Genomic DNA, 16,905 nt, shown 5'->3' on the forward strand with positions numbered 1-16,905 from the left:
TCCTAGTAGACCGTGGTCGCGGGGGCGGCGGGCTTCTGCACGCCGTCCTCGTCGGGTTCGGACAGCTCGATCGGGTCGGGCCCGGCCTTGATCGTCTTCTTCAGGAGTCCGAACTCGACGACGAGCAGCGACCCGTAGACGACGGTGAAGGCGATCAACGAGATCAGGACGTCGAGGCCGGTGGTGTTCGGCGAGACCGCGTCCTCCGTCTTCAACAGGCTGAAGACGATCCACGGCTGGCGGCCCATCTCGGTGAAGACCCAGCCCATGGTCATGGCGAGGAACGGCATCGGGACGGCCCAGACCGCGACGCGCCACATCCAGCGCTTCGGCTCGCGGCCCTTGCGGGTGAACCAGAGACCGGCGGCCGCGACGAGCATCGAGGCGAGGCCGAGACCGATCATCCAGCGGAACGCCCAGTAGGTGACCCAGATGACGGGCGAGTAGTCGCCCGGACCGTAGAGCTGGGTGTATTGCGCCTGCAGGTCGTTGATGCCCTCCACCGTGCCGTCGAAGGTGTGGGTCGAGAGGAACGACAGGAGGTACGGGATACGGATCGAGAAGAGCTCGTGGACGCCGTCGGGCGTGCCGAGGGTGAAGATCGAGAAGGAGGCGTCGGCACCGCTCGCCGTGTTGTACATCGCCTCCGCAGCCGCCATCTTCATCGGCTGGGTCTCGACCATGGCCAGGCTGAGCTGATCGCCGGCGAGCATGGTGGCACCACCCGCGAGAAGCATGCTCCACGCACCGACCTTGAGCGCCGGGCGCATCGCCTCGACGTGCTGGCCCCGGGCGAGGTGCCAGGCGGCGGCGGTGATGATGACGGCTGCGGAGACCATGAAGCACGCGAAGATCGTGTGCGGGAAGGCGGCCAGGGCGACCTTGTTGGTCAGCAGCTCCCAGATGTTCGTGAGCTCGGCGCGGCCGCGCTCCTCGTTGATCCGGAAGGCGACCGGGTTCTGCATGAAGGCGTTCGCCGCGATGATGAAGTAGGCCGACAGCACGGTGCCGAGCGCCACGATCCAGATGGTGGCGAGGTGGAGCTTCGGCGACAGCTTGTCCCAGCCGAAGATCCAGAGTCCGATGAACGTCGCCTCGAGGAAGAACGCGAGCAAGCCCTCGAGTGCGAGCGGGGCGCCGAAGACGTCGCCGACGAACCTGGAGTAGGTGGACCAGTTCATGCCGAACTGGAACTCCTGGACGATGCCCGTCACGACGCCCATGGCGAAGTTGATGAGGAAGATCTTCCCGAAGAATCGGGTGAGCTGCAGGTAGTGCAGCTTGCCGGTCCGGACCCACGCGGTCTGGAACCCGGCGACCGTCACCGCCATGCCGATGGTGAGCGGCACGAAGATGAAGTGGTAGACGGTGGTGAGGCCGAACTGCCATCGGGACAGCAGTAGCGGGTCGAGAAGGTCGTTCACGATGAACACTCCATTTTTCGCGGCATCCAGGGAAGGCGGCGCAGGTGCGGCCCGATCGGGGTGGTCATCCCCGTGGCTTCGATCCATGTCGTCGAGATCAATCGTACAGGACTTCACGCCTGTGGTCAGACCACACATCCAAGGGTGTCCTAACAGGGGTTTCCGAGCCGCTCACACATCCACGGCAGTAGGCTCTGAGCCGTGAACGACGTGCTCGGCTGGCTGCTCGACCTGGTGCAGAGCGTCGACCCCGTGACGCGCACGATCCTCGCCGGCGTCGGCATCATGCTCGAGACCTCGGTCCTCGTCGGCCTCGTCGTCCCGGGCGACACGGTCGTCATCGTCGCGAGCACCGCCGTCGTCGGACCCGTCCAGTGGATCTCGATGATCCTCGTCGTCATCACCGGCGCGCTCATCGGCGAGTCGGTCGGCTTCGCGCTCGGCCGCTGGTTCGGCCCACGTATCCGTGCCAGCAGACTCGGCCGACGGATCGGCGAGCGGCACTGGGCCCGTGCCGAGCGCTACCTCGACCGGCGGGGTGGCATCGCCGTCTTCATCTCGCGGTTCCTCCCGGTCCTGCACTCGCTGATCCCTCTCACGGTCGGGATGAGCACGATGAGCTACCGACGCTTCATCTCCTGGACGCTGCCCGCCTGCGTCATCTGGTCCTCGGCCTACGTCTCCGTCGGCGCACTGGCTGCGGGCAGCTATCGCGAGCTGTCGGACCGCCTCCATTGGGCGGGCTACGTGTTCGTCGGCATCATCGTCGTCTTCGCCGTCGTGGTCCTCGTCGTGAAGCGACTCCTCCAGCGGAGCGAGGAGCGACACATGCTGGCCCAGGAGGACGCGACACCACCCGACGACGGCTCGACGCCCCAGTAGCAGACGACCCTCATCGCCGCGAGACGGCGGGCCGGACGCACCGGCATGACAGACTGAACGGGTGAAGGCATCCGACGATCGTCCAACGGCCTCCTCCGACGCCGCCGAGCAGATCCGGCACTTCGCCGCACGGATGGAGGACGCCGTCCAGTTGCGCCGCCAGCGTCGTGCGAGGCGGCACGGACGCGAGGCGGCGGTCATCCCCTTCACCGGCTACGGATCGACGTCCTGGATCCGTGTCCTGGCCAGGGTCGTACTGGCGGAACCGGGCAAGACCACCGTCCAACCGCAGCAGAAGGTGCGCGGCTGGAAGAGCTTCTTCGCGCTGAGCATCGCCGACCCGACGGTCGAGGTGGAGGTCGACGGGCAGCGTCACACGGTCACGGGCGACCGAGGTGGCGTGGTCGACGCGGTGGTCCAGGTATCGCTCACCCCCGGCTGGCACACCCTCAGACTGAGCTCGGAGGGCAGCGACCCGGTCGAAGCGCCGGTCTTCATCGTCGCCGACGACATCGAGTTCGGCATCGTGTCCGACATCGACGACACGGTGATGGTGACGGCGCTCCCCCGCCCGCTCGTCGCGGCCTGGAACACCTTCGTCCTCGACGAGCACGCCAGGACACCGGTGCCCGGCATGGCGGTGTTCCTCGAGCGCACGGCCCGCGAGCACCCGGGCTCCCCGATCATCTACCTCTCCACCGGCGCCTGGAACGTCGCGCCGACGCTGACCCGGTTCCTCTCGCGCAACCTCTACCCCGCCGGCGCCCTCCTCCTCACCGACTGGGGTCCGACGCACGACCGCTTCTTCCGCAGCGGCCGCGAGCACAAGCGGAACAACCTCGAGCGGTTCGCCGAGGACTTCCCGCGTCTGCGGTGGCTCCTCGTCGGCGACGACGGACAGCACGACGAAGCCCTCTACCGGAGCTTCGAGGAACGCCACCCCGACCGCGTCGCCGCCGTGGCGATCCGCCAGCTCTCCCCCGGTGAGGCGGTCCTCGCCGGTGGACGCTCGAAGGTCGGCGCCCAGCACGCGGGCGCCCCCTGGGTCTACGCGGGGAACGGCGCGGAACTGCTCGACCAGCTCCACGACAAGCTCTGACGGCACCGATGTCCGTCGTCCCCGTCCTGCGCACCAGATCGCGGCTGCCCCTGCTCCAGGTGCTGAAGACGGCGCTGGCCGCCGTCGCGTCCTGGATCGTCGCGATCACGATCATCCCGGGCCAGCTCCCGGTCTTCGCCGCCATCGCGGCGATCCTCGTGGTGCAGCCGAGCGTCAACCAGTCGTTCGGGAAGGCGCTCGAGCGCAGCCTCGGGGTCATCACCGGCGTCATCCTCGCGACGGCCATCGGGATCGTCTTCGGACACTCCGCCTGGATCGTGCTCCTGGCCATCGTCATCTCCATCCTGCTCGGATGGGTCCTCCGCCTCGGGCCCGGATCCGCGAACCAGATTCCGATCAGCGCGATGCTGGTGCTGTCGATCGGCGCGGCGACCCCGGACTACGCGGTCGCGCGGATCGTCGAGACCGTGCTCGGTGCGAGCATCGGACTCCTCGTCAACGTCGTCCTCGTCGCACCGGTGCTCCTCGCTCCTGCGAAGGCGGCGGTGACCACCCTCGCGCTCGCGTGCGCCGACACCCTGGACCATCTCGCCACGTCACTCACGCGTGCGAACTCGGACGCGGAGCTGGTGGCGCTGCTCCAGGAGGCGCGGGCGTTGAAGCCCCTGCGGGACCAGGCGATCGCCGCGGTGAAGGAAGGCGATGACAGCCTGCTGCTCAACCCTCGTCGATCGCGGCACCGTGACGAGCTCGACCGGCAGCGCCTGCTGCTGCGTCGACTGGAGCCGGTCGTCACGCGGACGCTGGGCATGGCGCGTTCGGTGCACGACCACGACGACCCGACCCTGCACGAGGAGCCGACGGTGGCGGACATCGCTGTCGAGCTCGCACGGGCGGCCCACGACCTCAGGCTGCTCGTGAACGATCGTGCCGCGTCCGACGAGCCGCCGACCGAGACCGCGGAGATCCCGGCGCTGACCGCTCCCCTCGTGATCGCCCGCCCGCACCCCCAGCACTGGATCCTCATCGGATCGCTCATGGAGGACCTCCGTCGCGTGCGCGACGAGATCGTCGGCGAGCCGACCTGAGTCGGCCGGATACACGAAGGGCCGGTGGAGCGATGCTCCACCGGCCCTTCGACGTCCTGGGACTACGCCTGGTGCGCGGCCTGCAGTTCGATGGTGATCGTGACGTCGTTGCCGAGCAGCACGCCGCCGGTCTCGAGCGCCGCGTTGTAGGTGAGGCCGAAGTCCTCGCGGTTGATCTTGGTGGTCGCCGTGGCGCCGAACTTGTAGTTGCCGTAGGGGTCGGTCGCGAAGCCGCCGAACTCGACGGTGAAGGTGACGGGCTTGGTCACGCCCTTGATCGTGAGGTCGCCGTCCACGAGGAAGTCGTCGCCCTTGGCGCGGGCGCCGGTCGAGACGAAGTCGATCGTCGGGTAGGTCTCGGCGTCGAAGAAGTCGCCGGTGCGGAGGTGACCGTCGCGGTCGGGCTGGTTCGTGTTGATCGATGCGACCTCGGCGGAAGCGGTGACCTTCGTCTCGAGGGGGTTCTCCGGCGTGACGAACGTCGCGTTGAAGCGCTCGAACTTGCCCTTGACCTTCGAGACCATGATGTGGCGGATGCTGAAGCCGACCTCGCTGTGCGTGGTGTCGACCTCCCAGGTGCCAACCTTGTAGCCGGGAATCGTCAGGGTGTCGGTCATGCGGTACTCCTTGCGTCGATGTCGGCGCGCTCGCGCCACGTTCTATTCAAACGCACGGACCTGGGAGCTATTCCCACATCCTCGAGAAATTCTCCTCACCGACATCAGCGCGACATCGGACGCATGGACGCGACGCCGAGTCGGGCGCGGAGGAGCTGGTGCGCCGCCCCGGCGACCGTCGACTCCGGAATCCTGCCGGACCGGACCGCGGCGGCGATGTCGGCCACGAGCACGGCCGGGTCGACACCGGTCGACGACGGGTCCGCCCCGAGGACGTAGAGCAGCATCGTGTTGCCGGCGGCGACGGCGCGGATCGCGTTCTCCGAGGGGTCCTGAAACTCCGGCAGGCCCGTGTGCTGCAGCATGAGCATGTCGTCGGTGATGGTGATGCCGGTGAAGCCGAGGTCGTTCCGGAGGCGCTCGTGCCAGACCGCCGACAGCGTCGCCGGTGCAGCGTCGACCGCCGAGTAGACCAGATGGCCGAACATCACGACCTCGGCCCCGGCGTCGATACCGGCGACGAACGGCAGGGCATCGGTCGCAGCCCAGTCCGCGGCACCGATGGCCGTCGTCGGGACCGTCGAGTGGGAGTCCCCCGGCGCCTGTCCATGGCCAGGGAAGTGCTTCAGGGTGCTGAGCACCGCGCCCCGCTCGCCATGGACGGCCGCGGCCACCCGCTCCGCCGACGCGTCCGGCGTCGTCCCGAGGGCACGGTCGTAGATGAAGGAGCTCGGATCGGCGGTCTCGTCCGCGACGATGCCGAAGTTCACGGTGCAGCCCGCATCGGCGAGCATGGCCGCTCGTTGGCGGAACGCCTCCTCGCTCGCAGCGGGCGGTTGCGACTTCAGGGTGTCGGCTGCGGCGAAGACGTCCTCGTCGATGCGCCGGACATCGCCGCCCTCCTGGTCGATGCCGATGAGCAGCGGCATGGTCGGGTCGGGGCTGAGGGCGCTCGTCACCGCGGGCAGCCCCGCGAGGCCCGGCACGTTGTCGCCCATGATGATGAACCCGCCCGGCTGATACCGCTCGACGAACGCCCGGAGGGTGCCCGGGTCGGTGCCCGGAGCGTGCAGCATCAGCATGGATGCGATCCGCTGTTCCAGGTTCATCGCGGCGAGTTCGGCGGCCGCCCGCTGGTCGGCGGCAGCCGGAGTCGTGCTCGTGGGGCGTTCCGAGGGCTTCGAGGATCCTGGCCCGGTGCACCCGGACAGGCCGAGGACGGCACCCGCCGCCATCGAGGCGCCGACTGCGAGAAACCCTCGTCGTCTCAGCTGCACCGGCCCACTCTAGGCTCGGATCTTCCACGCAGGCTGGGCGTCGCTCCCGGTGTGGCAGGAGTGACGAATGTGACATCGGCGGCTACACTTGCGTGGGTGACCGCCAGGATGGACGCATGCGCAAGCCGCTGACAACCCTCTCGCCCCGCTCGAGGGGCGTCTCGCGAGCCGCCGCCCTCGGAGCCGCGCTCGTCATCGCGGTGTCGGTCGCAAGCCCGGCGGCCGCCGTGACCCCCACCTCGTTCCGGACCGCCGACTACCCGAGCTGGGACGACGTCCAGGCGGCCAAGGCGAACGAATCGACCGCTCAGGCCGAAGCCGACCGGATCGTGTCCCTCCTCGACGGACTGCGCGACGAATCCGCCCGGCTCGGCGACGAAGCCGTCCGCCAGGGTGCGGCGGCCGGTGAGGCCAAGGCGGCGTTCGACGCGCAGGCCGCCGTCGCGGACACGATCAGTGCGCAGGCGACCGCCGCGGCATCGGCAGCGGCATCGAGCAAGCGTCAGGCCGGAGCGGTCATCGCCCAGATGACGCGCACCGGCGGCGTCGATCCGACGCTCTCCCTCGTCCTCTCCGGTGCAGCCGACGACGACCTCCTGTCCAAGCTCAGCGCGATCAGCAAGCTGAGCGAGACCTCGGCTCAGGACCTCGCGTCCGCGACCGCCGCGAGCAACACGGCGACCGCGCTCGCTGAGCAGGCGACGGCGGCCGAAACCGAACGTCAGCGACTCTCGGAGGCGGCTGATGCCAGCTACGAGACGGCGCAGTCCGCGAGCGACGCCGCCGATGCGGCGGTCGCCGAGCAGCAGGCCAACCGCGACCGGTTGTACCAGCAGCTCGCCGTCCTCAAGAACACCACCGCGGCGGTCGAACAGGCCTACGCGCAGAGCCAGGAGGCGATCGCCGCAGAAGAGCAGCGACGCAACGAGGCGACCGGTGGCGAGGGCTCCACGAGCGCTCCGCCGCCGGACCTCGCGGCCGACCCGGCCGGAGCGAAGGCGTACGCACAGTCCGCGATCGGCGCCTACGGCTGGGGTAGCGGAGAGTTCCAGTGCCTGCTGCAGCTCTGGACCCGGGAGTCGAGCTGGCGCGTCAACGCCTACAACGAGTCCAGCGGCGCCTACGGCATCCCGCAGTCCCTGCCCGGGAGCAAGATGGCCAGCTCCGGCGACGACTGGCGCACCAATGCGGCGACGCAGATCAACTGGGGCTTGAACTACATCGACAGCCGCTACGGCTCCCCCTGCGGCGCCTGGGCGCACTCGGAAGCGACCAACTGGTACTGACGCCCCGTCTCAACCGACCTGGGCCGCGCCGAGATTCGTCCCGGCCACTGCCAGCACCACGGTGACGAGCAGGGCGGCCCCGATGATCAGTCGGAACAGCAGACGGTCCGGCGCTCGGGTCCCGACGAGCACGAGCCCCCACACGACGAGCGCGAGGACACCGACTGCGCCCAGCACCCCGACGATCGGCGGTGCGGTCGGCCTGCCGACGAAGATCCCGCTTTGTCCGAGGACGGCGACCACACCTGAGACGCCGAGGGCGACGAAGGCCGTCCGACCGGCGGTCCGCGCGCCGAGCCGGTGCGGCAGACCGCGGACGCCGGTCCGCAGGTCGTCCTCGAGATCGGGCAGGGCGTTCGTGAAGTGGATCGCCACACCGAACAGACCACCGACGGCGAGCGTCCACGCGGCCGGGACGATCGGCGGGACGGCAGCGAAGGTGACCACGGCGGGCAGTGCGCCGAACCCCACGATGAACGGGACGACCGACCAGGCCGTCGCCTTGAGACCCAGGTTGTAGGCCCATCCGCAGACGAGGAAGAGCAGGTGCGAGGCCGCCGACGCCCAGCCGAGTGATGCCGAGAGCGGAATGCTCGCCGCACCGGCCAGCAGCGCCGCCGCCCGGACTGCCGAGACGCTGAGGTCGCCGCGCGCGACCGGCTTGTCCTGTCGTCCCGAGCGACGATCCCGCCTGGCGTCGAGCCAGTCGTTGGACCAGCCGATCGAGAGTTGCCCGACGAACACCACCACGCCGAGCAGGGCCGTCCGGAGGGGTGGCAGGCCGACGGCCGATCCGAGCAAGACGGCGAGAACGGTCACCGCGACGGTCGGCCCGGGATGCGAGGACGCGAACAGACGACGGACCATGGAGAACACCGCCTCAGCTTAGGGTGACACCCGGGCCACGGCGGTACACTGCAGCATGACCGTCTCCGTGAGGGCGATCGGCGTGGCCGTTCCTCAGACCATCCTTCATCAAGACGAGATCAGGGATGTGTTCCGCGACCAACCCGGGCGGACCCGGCTCGCCCAGCGTCTCATCGGTGCCGCCTTCGACGCGTCCGCGATCGACACCAGGCACACCGTCATCGACGCCTTCGACCACGAGGTCGAGACGACCACGGCCGCCTTCTACGACGCTGCTCAGCGGCAGGTGCTCTCCCCGCCCACCGGCGTGCGGAACGACGCCTACATCGAGCACGCTCCCCCGCTGCTCCTGGAGGCCGCACGGCGGGCATTGGACGCCGCCCCCGGTCTGTCGGCGGCGGACGTCACCCACGTCGTGACCGCGTCCTGCACCGGGTTCTTCGCGCCCGGCCCGGAATACCTCCTCGTGCGCGACCTCGGGCTCGACCCGGGCACGGAGCGCTACCACCTGGGGTTCCAGGGGTGTTTCGCCGCGTTCCCCGCCCTTCGCGCCGCAGAGGCGTTCTGCACAGCCGACCCCGACGCCGTCGTCCTCGTTGTCTGCATCGAGCTCTGCTCCATCCACCTCCGTTCCTCCGACGACCCCGACGTGATCCTCGGTTCCTCGGTCTTCGCCGACGGTGCTGCGGCCGCCGTCGTGACCGGTCGGGACACCGGATCCTCCGCGCCCGTGCTCGAGTTCGACGGCTGGTCCACCGCGCTCGTGCCGGACGGCGAGACGGAGATGGCCTGGACGATCGGCGATCACGGGTTCGAGATGGTCCTGAGCGGCGCGGTGCCCAAGCTGATCGGCGAGCACCTCGAGATCGCCCTCCGCCCACTCCTCGCCGCAGCCGACGACGCCCCGGTCTCATCGATCGATCGCTGGGCGATCCATCCCGGTGGCCGGAGCATCCTCGATCGGGTCCAGCGCGGATTCGGGCTCGACGACGAACTGCTGGCTCCGTCACGCACGGTGCTCCGCGAGTACGGCAACATGTCGAGCGCGACCGTGCTGTTCATCCTCCAGCGCCTGCTCGACGGCGCGCCGGCCGACGCCGATGAACGGGTGTGCGCCCTCGCCTTCGGTCCGGGACTGACGATCGAGAGCGCGCTGCTCCGGCTCCGGGCCGGCCGAGCCTGATGCTGCCCGACCTCGGCCGCCGTGCGACGGATCTCCTCGAACTGATGGACGATCCCGACTGCGATCCCGCGCTGCTGGACGCCACCTACGCCAGGTTCGCGACGGTGAACCGGCTCGTCTCAGGCTGGCGTGGTCTGTACCGGTCGCGCATCCGTCCACTCCTCCACCCGTCCCGGACCACGACGATCCTCGACATCGGCTTCGGTGGTGGCGATGTCGCCGTGGCCATCGCCGACTGGGCGAGGGCCGACCACTTCCCCGTGCAGGTGGTGGGGATCGATCCCGACGAGCGGTCCGTGGCCTTCGCCCGTCGCCGGTACCCCGATGGCCCCGTCGCCTTCCGTCCGGCGCACAGCAGCGACCTCGTCGCCGCTGGCGAGGAGGCCGACATCGTCCTGTCCAACCACGTGCTCCACCACCTCGATCCCGCGGGCCTGTCGAGCCTGCTCGCCGACAGCTCGCAGATCGCCCGACGACTCGTCCTGCACAGCGACCTCGAGCGCAACCGACTCGCGTACGCGGCCTACGGTCTCGCCACCCGTGCAGGGCGAAGGCGTTCCTTCCTCCACGTCGACGGGCTCCGCTCGATCCGTCGCAGCTATCGCCAGGAGGAGCTGCAGCGCGTCGTGCCCAACGACTGGATCGTCGAGCAAAGCTTCCCCATGCGACTCCTGCTCTCGCAGACCGTCTCGTCAGCAGCGGACGCCCGCCGATGACCGAGGTGCTCGTCATCGGTGGCGGACCGGTCGGCCTCGTGTCCGCGATCCTCCTCGCTCAGGCCGGCGTCGACGTGACCGTCTGGGAACGACGGTCGGACTCCCCCTCCGGCACCCGGGCGATCGGGATCCACCCGCCCTCGCTCGACCTGTTCGAGCAGCTCGGTGTCCTCGACGAGATCCGCCGCGACGCGGTCCGGATCGACCAGGGCGAAGCCTGGAACGCCGGACGACGCCTCGGGGCGGTCGTGTTCCGTGATCGGCCCGTACCGCACCCCTACGTCGCCGCGCTCGAGCAATGGCGGACCGAACGGATCCTCCGTGCTCGACTCGAGGCCGTCGCGCCGGGATCGCTCCGGACGGGGACGAGCTGTACGCGGTTGACTCCGGCCGAGGACGGTGTCCTCGTGTCCGGGAACGACGCCGATGGAACGGTGAGAACCCGCGCAGCCGTCGTGGTCGTCGCAGCAGGCGGACGCGCCACCGTCGACGGGATGCAGGCTCCAGGCACCGTGCACCGGTATCGGGACCGGTACCTCATGGGCGACGTCGCGGATCGGAGTGGGGCAGGTTCCATCGCCAGGGTGCACCTGCACCACCGAGGGGTCGTCGAGTCCTTCCCGCTCCCCCATGGCATGCGACGATACGTCGTGCACACCGGGTACTCGGTCGATCAGGACGCCGCCCGCCCGGAACCCACCGCGTCCGACCTCGCGTCCCTCGTCGCCGACCGCACCGGCGACGACGTGGATCCGGCGACGAACACCATGCTCAGCGCGTTCGGCGTGCTTCGTCGACGACGGAAGCGCGTCGTCGACGGTCGGGTCGTCTATCTGGGCGACGCCGCCCACGAGATCAGCCCGATCGGCGGGCAGGGCATGAACCTGGGCTGGTCCGACGCGCGGGTCTTCGCGCCACTGATCGCCCGCATGACCACCGGACATCTCTCGACACAGCACGACGTGGCCGCGGCCGTCTCCCGCCAACAGCGCGCGATCCGTCGGGCCTCATGGCAGGCGGAGCTCAACATGCGCTTGGGACGTCCGTTGCCGGGCCCGCTCGTCGGGATCCGGGACCTCGCGCTGCGAACCGCGCTCAACGGTCCCGCGATGCCGATCCTCGCCGACGCCTACACGATGCGCTGGCTGCGCTGACGCCGTCCGAGGTCCTGCGCTTCAGTGACCGACGTGCACGCCCGCCGAAGCCTGGTCCGTTCGCCGGATGAGGAACGACGCACCGATCGCGAGCAGCGAGAGCACGGCGCCGCACATGAACGCAGCCTGCACGCCGGCTGCCGTCGCGTCGACCGCGGAACTCCCGGCCGCCGCACGAGCCGCTGCCGTGGTCGACATCATCGTGATGAACAACGCCGTCCCCGCTGCTCCGGCCAGTTGCTGGACCGTGCCGACGATGGCGCTGCCGTGCGGGTAGAGCTCGGGCCGCAGCGAACCGAGCGCCGAGGTCAGGAGCGGTGTGAACATGAACGCGAGGCCGGCGCTCAGCAGCACGTGCACGGCGATGATCATGACGATGGCGCTGTCGACGCCGAGCATCGTCAGCAGCCAGAGCGCAGCACTCACGGCGAAGGCCCCGGGGATCACGAGTGGACGCGGACCGAACCGGTCGAACAGCGACCCGACCAGCGGCGCGAGAGCGGCCATCGTCAGGCCGCCCGGCAGCAGCATGAGGCCGGTGGTCAGGGTGTCGACCTGAAGCACGGTCTGCAGGTAGATCGGCAGGATGATCAGGGAGCCGAACAATGCCATCATGACGATCGCGACCAGGATGATCGAGACGGAGAACGAGCGGTTCGCGAAGGTGCGGAGGTCCATGAACGCCCGGTCGTCGCGTGCGAGAGCGCGCTGGCGGAGGACGAAGCCGAGCAGGGCGAGGACACCGACCGCGAGCGGGATCCAGACGGGCATGAGCGCGTGTCCCTCGGCGGACTCGCCGATGCTGCTGAGCCCGAAGATGAGGCCACCGAACGCGAAGGCGGAGAGGACGAGCGACAGCACGTCGAAGCGGACCCGACGCGGCTCTGTCACGTTCCGCACGAGGATGGCGCCGAGGACCAGCGAGGCGACGGCGATGGGGAGGACGATCCAGAACATCCAGCGCCAGTCGAGCACGCTCAAGATGAGCCCGGAGACGGTCGGCCCGACGGCCGGCGCGACCGAGATGACGATCGAGATCGCACCCATCGTCCGGCCGCGCGCCGACACCGGCACGACGTTGAGCACGGTCGTCATGAGCAGCGGCATCATGATGGCGGTACCGCTGGCCTGGACGACCCGACCGAGCAGGAGGGTGCCGAATCCCGGGGACAGCGCGGCGATGAGCGTACCGAGGCTGAACAGCACCATCGCGGTGATGAACATCGTCCGGAGGGAGAACCGCTCCAGGAGGAACCCGGTCGCGGGGATCACGACGGCCATGGTGAGCATGAAGCCGGTGGTCAGCCACTGCGCGGAACTCGCCGTGATGTCGAGGTCCTCCATGAGCCGCGGCAGGGCGACACTCATGATCGTCTCGTTGAGGATGACGACGAACGCCGACACGAGGAGCAGCCCGATCAGGAGCTTGGACCCGGGTGGAAGGCGGTCGTCCGAGGGCTTCCCGGTCGTCGGGACGGAACCGGTCGGATTCGGCACGGTTTCAGTCGTCATAGCGGTGTCATCCTTCTCAGGCCTCGGCCGTCGTGCGGGCAGACGCCTGCCCTCTCGAAACACAAGCGTCATGTCGCCGCTGGTATTCCCATGCGTGTCGACCGGTTACGCGCAGGGCGAAGACCCGTTCCGGACGGACGGTTCCGGTGCCAGCATGAGGACATGACAGTTCCCACCATCACCCTGAACGACGGCCACACCATCCCTCAGCTCGGCTTCGGCGTCTTCCTCGTCGACCCGCAGGAGGCTGAGCGCATCGTCTCGGACGCGCTCGAGGTCGGCTACCGCCACATCGACACTGCGGCCATCTACAAGAACGAGGAGGGCGTCGGCGCCGCCATCGCGAAGTCGGGCATCCCCCGCGACGAACTCTTCATCACCACGAAGCTCTGGAACGACCGCCACCAGAAGGCGTCCGCGCACACCGCCATCGACGAGAGCCTCGACAAGCTCGGGCTCGACCACGTCGACCTGTACCTGACCCACTGGCCGACCCCGGCCAAGGACGACTACCTCGAAGCATGGCTCGCCCTCGAGGAGATCAAGGCGGCCGGCAAGGCGCGTTCGATCGGCGTGTCGAACCACCAGGTCGAGCACCTCGAGAAGCTGATCGCCGGTTCCGAGACGGTCCCTGCGGTCAACCAAATCGAACTCCACCCGGCGTTCGCCCAGCGTGAGCTGCGCGCCTTCGGTGCCGAGCACGGCATCCACATCGAGTCCTGGGGCCCGCTCGGTCAGGGCAAGTACGACCTCTTCGGCGAGCAGGCCGTCTCCGCTGCAGCCGAGGCGCACGGCGTCACGCCGGCGCAGGTCGTGATCCGGTGGCACCTGCAGAACGGGCTCATCGTCTTCCCCAAGTCGAACTCGCGCGAGCGCATCGCCCAGAACTTCGACGTCTTCGGCTTCGAGCTGTCCGCCGACGAGATCGCGTCCATCGACGCCCTCGACTCGGGCAAGCGCGTCGGCAGCCACCCCGACGAGGTGAACTGACCTCAGGGTCCCGCCAAACCCAGGGTCTGACCAACGCAGAAGTCCCCGTCAGCTGTTCGGCTGACGGGGACTTCTCGGTGTTCGGGGGGATCTGAGGGGACTCGAACCCCTGACCCCCTGCATGCCATGCAGGTGCGCTACCAGCTGCGCCACAGACCCGTATTCAACTTGCTTGCCCCTGCTGTTTCAGCGGAAGCAACTTGAATAGGTTACTACATCTTGAGAGCGGTTGTGACCACTTTCGGTGCTCGGCACCGACGGGATGGTCAGTTCGCGGGCTGCGGTGCGGACGAGACCAGCGGAATCACCGGGCAGTCCTTCCACAGACGCTCCAGCGAGTAGTACATCCGCTCCTCCTCGTGGAAGACGTGGACGACGACCTCGCCGAAGTCGAGCAGGATCCACCGCCCCTCGGACTTGCCTTCGCGTCGCAGCGTCTTCACGCCGCTCGCGTTCAGGCGGTCCTCGACCTCGCCGGCGATGGCGACGACGTTGCGCTCACTCCGACCGGTGACGAGGAGGAAAGCGTCGACGAACGGCAACGGACCGGAGACGTCGAGCGCGACGAGGTCCTCGCCGCCCTTGGACTCGGCTGCGGTCGCTGCGAGCTGGACGGCGTCCAGTGTGGTGTCGGACAGGGTCATGTGGTGTACTCCTCTGGCGATCGCATGGTGCGCGATCGGATGAATGCCGGCAGGGCTAGAACGCTCCGCCGAAGAAACCGATGATGAGCACCGCGATCACGCCGGCGGCGAGTACCGCGGCGGCGATCGCGAGCGTCATCAGCAGCTTGTTGCTCTGGTTGGTGGTGGCCGGGACGACGTCGCGCGTGGAACCGTGGCTGCTGACTGCGCGGCTGGCCGCGACCGGGGACGCTGCGGTGACCGAGGCCGGCAGCTCGTCGCCCTCGATGAGCCGGTCGATCCCTGCACCGTCGAAGTGGTTCGGGTCTTGACCGGCGGAACCCAGTCCGCGGGGCAGATCGATGGTTCCGGTGATGAGGATCTCGCCCGTGGAGTTGGATGTGGCACCCGCCTCGGCCTGCGCCGGAGCGACGGGGATGATGAGCGAGCTCGTGGTGATCTGCCCCGTGCTCGTCATGCCGCTTCCGAGGAGGTCTTCGAACGCGACCTCGTTGTCCGCCTGCGAAGCCTTCTCCGCTTCGAGTGCCGCGACGAGCATGGAGTCGCGCCCGAACCCCTTCGACAGGGTCGACGCGGGGTCCTCGGAGATGTCGTCGCGGTCCGAGACGTCGAAGAGTGAACCAGTGGCCACCGGTGTCGTGGCGGCGGGGGTCGCGGGAGGCGTCGGCGCCTCGGCGGACCGGGCCTTGGCTGTGCGCTGGTCGGCGGCGGCCCGCTCAGCGGCCTTGCGTTCAGCCGCCTTGCGTTCGGCTGCCTCGCGTTCTGCGGCCTGCTCTTCCTCGGCCTTGCGCTCGGCGGCCTGGCGCTGCTCGGCCTGCTTGGTGGCCTCGGCTTCGCGACGTTCCTGCTCAGCTGCAGCGGCAGCCTTGGCGTCCGCTTCCTGCTGAGCGAGCTTCGCGGCCTGCTGACGGGCCGCCTTGTTCTGCTTCTGGGGCGGAGCGACCACCTGATCGGGCGTCCGCGGCGGCAGGGCGACCGAGGGGACCGGCTGCTCGACCGGAGGAGCGACCGGCGCTGCCGGGGAGCCCACCTGCTCGATCGAGCCGGTGCGCTCGAGTTCTCGCAACTGACGGCGCGTGAGTCCACCGGTCGGGGCCGGAGCAGGTGCACCGGAGGACGGAGCGCTCGTCGACGGCGCGGGTGACGTGGACGCAGGCGCTGGAGCGCTCTCGTCGCGCGACGTGGTCTGCTCGGGGATCGCTCCCCCGGCGACGGGTTCGGATGTCGACGCGCGTCGTGTCCGTGGTGCAGCGGCGTCCGGCGTCGCTTCGTCAGCGGACGTCGACGGCTGCTGGCTCGCTCGAGCCTGTCGCCTGGTCAGGGGCGCATCCTCTGGCAACGCGGTCATGTGGCTTCACTCCGATACAGGTGGTGCTTGGTGATGTACTGCACGACACCGTCGGGAACCAGATACCAGACCGGAAAGCCTTTGCTCACCCGGCTCCGGCAATCCGTCGACGATATCGCTAGGGCCGGAACTTCCAACAAGCTTACGTCGTGCTGTGGTAATCCGGAAACGTTCAAATCGTGTCCCGGTCTACTCACAGCGACGAAGTGAGCGAGGTCCCACACCTCTCTGACGTCTTTCCAACTGAGGATCTGGGCGATCGCGTCGGCACCCGTGATGAAGAACAGCTCGGCATCGGGACGCTTCCGCCGCAGATCGCGGAGCGTGTCGATCGTGTACGTCGGTCCGGCTCGATCGATGTCGACCCGGCTGACGGTGAAGCGGGGGTTCGCTGCGGTGGCGATCACGGTCATGAGGTAGCGGTGCTCGCTGTCGCTCACGCCCGACTTCCGGTACGGCATGCCGGTCGGGACGAAGACGACCTCATCGAGATCGAAGTGCTGCGCGACCTCCGAGGCGGCGACGAGGTGCCCGTGGTGGATCGGGTCGAACGTCCCGCCCATGACCCCGATCCGAGGACGACGGGTCTTCGTCTCGGTGACGGGCGCGCTCACGCCGGACAGCTTAGTGGCCGTGCTCGCCGTGAGCGGAGGCCGACTCGCCCTTGTCGGCATGACGGTTCGCGACGTCGCGGTAGCTGAAGGTCACGGCGCCGAGGATGGCGAACAGCACGAGGGCGACCGCGCCGAACACCCAGGTCGGTGCGGCGAGTTCGACGGCGTGCTCCGATTCAGCCAGTACGGCGGTGGCCAAGACGGACGCGGCAATCGACATGATCTCTCCTTCTGTGCGACGCC

At 68.9% G+C, this 16,905-nt stretch carries 17 protein-coding genes and 1 tRNA gene; 8 read left to right on the plus strand and 10 right to left on the minus strand.

What is annotated here, in order from left to right; all coding sequences use genetic code 11:
* Positions 1-2: 2 nt before the first annotated feature.
* Complete coding sequence (locus IFU11_RS02410) at positions 3-1,424, minus strand: cytochrome ubiquinol oxidase subunit I (protein ID WP_079003899.1); 1,422 nt, start codon at positions 1,422-1,424, stop codon at positions 3-5.
* Positions 1,425-1,625: 201 nt separating this feature from the next.
* Between IFU11_RS02410 and IFU11_RS02415 the strand changes: the two genes are divergently transcribed.
* The 3 genes from IFU11_RS02415 to IFU11_RS02425 all read left to right on the plus strand — a co-directional run bounded on the left by IFU11_RS02415 (position 1,626) and on the right by IFU11_RS02425 (position 4,454).
* Positions 1,626-2,306, plus strand: a complete 681-nt coding sequence (locus tag IFU11_RS02415) for a DedA family protein (protein ID WP_137241811.1) — start codon at positions 1,626-1,628, stop codon at positions 2,304-2,306.
* A 133-nt stretch (positions 2,307-2,439) separates the two neighbouring features.
* Complete coding sequence (locus IFU11_RS02420; protein ID WP_191941295.1) at positions 2,440-3,405, plus strand: App1 family protein; 966 nt, start codon at positions 2,440-2,442, stop codon at positions 3,403-3,405.
* A gap of 8 nt (positions 3,406-3,413) precedes the next feature.
* Positions 3,414-4,454, plus strand: a complete 1,041-nt coding sequence (locus tag IFU11_RS02425; RefSeq protein WP_192018071.1) for an FUSC family protein — start codon at positions 3,414-3,416, stop codon at positions 4,452-4,454.
* Positions 4,455-4,516: 62 nt separating this feature from the next.
* Here IFU11_RS02425 and IFU11_RS02430 read toward each other — a convergent pair whose 3' ends face one another.
* Both IFU11_RS02430 and IFU11_RS02435 read right to left on the minus strand, forming a co-directional pair.
* Positions 4,517-5,071 (minus strand): YceI family protein, encoded by a 555-nt coding sequence (locus tag IFU11_RS02430; protein WP_064295582.1) that lies wholly within the window; start codon positions 5,069-5,071, stop codon positions 4,517-4,519.
* Positions 5,072-5,175: 104 nt separating this feature from the next.
* Positions 5,176-6,348: a glycoside hydrolase family 3 N-terminal domain-containing protein gene (locus IFU11_RS02435; RefSeq protein ID WP_371742703.1), complete on the minus strand. Its 1,173-nt coding sequence runs from the start codon at positions 6,346-6,348 to the stop codon at positions 5,176-5,178.
* 116 nt (positions 6,349-6,464) lie between these two features.
* Here IFU11_RS02435 and IFU11_RS02440 point away from each other — a divergent pair, with 116 nt between their 5' ends.
* Positions 6,465-7,634: a hypothetical protein gene (locus IFU11_RS02440; RefSeq protein WP_191940932.1), complete on the plus strand. Its 1,170-nt coding sequence runs from the start codon at positions 6,465-6,467 to the stop codon at positions 7,632-7,634.
* Positions 7,635-7,643: 9 nt separating this feature from the next.
* Here the strand turns inward: IFU11_RS02440 and IFU11_RS02445 are convergent, their stop codons facing one another.
* Positions 7,644-8,501 (minus strand): UbiA family prenyltransferase, encoded by an 858-nt coding sequence (locus tag IFU11_RS02445; protein WP_192018354.1) that lies wholly within the window; start codon positions 8,499-8,501, stop codon positions 7,644-7,646.
* A gap of 55 nt (positions 8,502-8,556) precedes the next feature.
* Here IFU11_RS02445 and IFU11_RS02450 point away from each other — a divergent pair, with 55 nt between their 5' ends.
* Genes IFU11_RS02450 through IFU11_RS02460 form a run of 3 tightly spaced genes read left to right on the plus strand, consistent with a single transcriptional unit; the run spans position 8,557 to position 11,554 of the window.
* Entirely contained in the window at positions 8,557-9,684 is a 1,128-nt protein-coding gene (locus IFU11_RS02450; RefSeq protein WP_192018072.1) for a type III polyketide synthase, read from the plus strand.
* A 44-nt stretch (positions 9,685-9,728) separates the two neighbouring features.
* Positions 9,729-10,400 carry a methyltransferase domain-containing protein gene (locus tag IFU11_RS02455; protein ID WP_244631617.1) on the plus strand — a complete coding sequence of 224 codons (672 nt, stop codon included), beginning with the start codon at positions 9,729-9,731 and terminating at the stop codon, positions 10,398-10,400.
* Positions 10,397-11,554 (plus strand): FAD-dependent oxidoreductase, encoded by a 1,158-nt coding sequence (locus tag IFU11_RS02460; protein WP_192018074.1) that lies wholly within the window; start codon positions 10,397-10,399, stop codon positions 11,552-11,554. The genes IFU11_RS02455 and IFU11_RS02460 overlap by 4 nt, the downstream gene beginning before the upstream one ends.
* Positions 11,555-11,575: 21 nt before the next feature.
* Here IFU11_RS02460 and IFU11_RS02465 read toward each other — a convergent pair whose 3' ends face one another.
* Complete coding sequence (locus tag IFU11_RS02465) at positions 11,576-13,066, minus strand: DHA2 family efflux MFS transporter permease subunit (protein ID WP_191940927.1); 1,491 nt, start codon at positions 13,064-13,066, stop codon at positions 11,576-11,578.
* A gap of 162 nt (positions 13,067-13,228) precedes the next feature.
* On the opposite strand from IFU11_RS02465, the gene IFU11_RS02470 reads away from it, so the two are divergent.
* Positions 13,229-14,056: an aldo/keto reductase gene (locus tag IFU11_RS02470; protein ID WP_137241817.1), complete on the plus strand. Its 828-nt coding sequence runs from the start codon at positions 13,229-13,231 to the stop codon at positions 14,054-14,056.
* Positions 14,057-14,142: 86 nt separating this feature from the next.
* Here the strand turns inward: IFU11_RS02470 and IFU11_RS02475 are convergent.
* The 5 genes from IFU11_RS02475 to IFU11_RS02495 all read right to left on the minus strand — a co-directional run bounded on the left by IFU11_RS02475 (position 14,143) and on the right by IFU11_RS02495 (position 16,882).
* Positions 14,143-14,215: transfer RNA gene (locus IFU11_RS02475), tRNA-Ala, on the minus strand.
* Positions 14,216-14,322: 107 nt separating this feature from the next.
* Positions 14,323-14,700 carry a ribosome silencing factor gene (gene rsfS / locus IFU11_RS02480; RefSeq protein ID WP_079002329.1) on the minus strand — a complete coding sequence of 126 codons (378 nt, stop codon included), beginning with the start codon at positions 14,698-14,700 and terminating at the stop codon, positions 14,323-14,325.
* Between the two features lie 55 nt (positions 14,701-14,755).
* Positions 14,756-16,048 carry a hypothetical protein gene (locus IFU11_RS02485; protein ID WP_192018075.1) on the minus strand — a complete coding sequence of 431 codons (1,293 nt, stop codon included), beginning with the start codon at positions 16,046-16,048 and terminating at the stop codon, positions 14,756-14,758.
* Positions 16,045-16,722, minus strand: coding sequence for a nicotinate-nucleotide adenylyltransferase (gene nadD, locus IFU11_RS02490; RefSeq protein ID WP_137241820.1), 678 nt, complete (start codon positions 16,720-16,722; stop codon positions 16,045-16,047). Before nadD ends, IFU11_RS02485 begins: the two co-directional genes overlap by 4 nt.
* Positions 16,673-16,882, minus strand: coding sequence for a hypothetical protein (locus IFU11_RS02495; RefSeq protein WP_064295593.1), 210 nt, complete (start codon positions 16,880-16,882; stop codon positions 16,673-16,675). The genes nadD and IFU11_RS02495 overlap by 50 nt, the downstream gene beginning before the upstream one ends.
* Positions 16,883-16,905: the final 23 nt, after the last annotated feature.

Origin of the sequence: Plantibacter sp. CFBP 8804, from assembly GCF_014841225.1 — a bacterium.
Classification (GTDB): Bacteria; Actinomycetota; Actinomycetes; order Actinomycetales; family Microbacteriaceae; genus Plantibacter; species Plantibacter auratus.

Coding starts and splice junctions, on each gene's coding strand:
- IFU11_RS02495 (WP_064295593.1), bottom strand. CDS start 16,882: ATGTCGATTGCCGCGTCCGTCTTGGCCACCGCCGTACTGGCTGAATCG.
- IFU11_RS02420 (WP_191941295.1), top strand. CDS start 2,440: ATGGAGGACGCCGTCCAGTTGCGCCGCCAGCGTCGTGCGAGGCGGCAC.
- IFU11_RS02445 (WP_192018354.1), bottom strand. CDS start 8,501: ATGGTCCGTCGTCTGTTCGCGTCCTCGCATCCCGGGCCGACCGTCGCG.
- IFU11_RS02440 (WP_191940932.1), top strand. CDS start 6,465: ATGCGCAAGCCGCTGACAACCCTCTCGCCCCGCTCGAGGGGCGTCTCG.
- IFU11_RS02425 (WP_192018071.1), top strand. CDS start 3,414: ATGTCCGTCGTCCCCGTCCTGCGCACCAGATCGCGGCTGCCCCTGCTC.
- nadD (WP_137241820.1), bottom strand. CDS start 16,722: ATGCCGACAAGGGCGAGTCGGCCTCCGCTCACGGCGAGCACGGCCACT.
- IFU11_RS02455 (WP_244631617.1), top strand. CDS start 9,729: ATGGACGATCCCGACTGCGATCCCGCGCTGCTGGACGCCACCTACGCC.
- IFU11_RS02460 (WP_192018074.1), top strand. CDS start 10,397: ATGACCGAGGTGCTCGTCATCGGTGGCGGACCGGTCGGCCTCGTGTCC.
- IFU11_RS02470 (WP_137241817.1), top strand. CDS start 13,229: ATGACAGTTCCCACCATCACCCTGAACGACGGCCACACCATCCCTCAG.
- IFU11_RS02485 (WP_192018075.1), bottom strand. CDS start 16,048: ATGACCGCGTTGCCAGAGGATGCGCCCCTGACCAGGCGACAGGCTCGA.
- IFU11_RS02465 (WP_191940927.1), bottom strand. CDS start 13,066: ATGACGACTGAAACCGTGCCGAATCCGACCGGTTCCGTCCCGACGACC.
- rsfS (WP_079002329.1), bottom strand. CDS start 14,700: ATGACCCTGTCCGACACCACACTGGACGCCGTCCAGCTCGCAGCGACC.
- IFU11_RS02450 (WP_192018072.1), top strand. CDS start 8,557: ATGACCGTCTCCGTGAGGGCGATCGGCGTGGCCGTTCCTCAGACCATC.
- IFU11_RS02430 (WP_064295582.1), bottom strand. CDS start 5,071: ATGACCGACACCCTGACGATTCCCGGCTACAAGGTTGGCACCTGGGAG.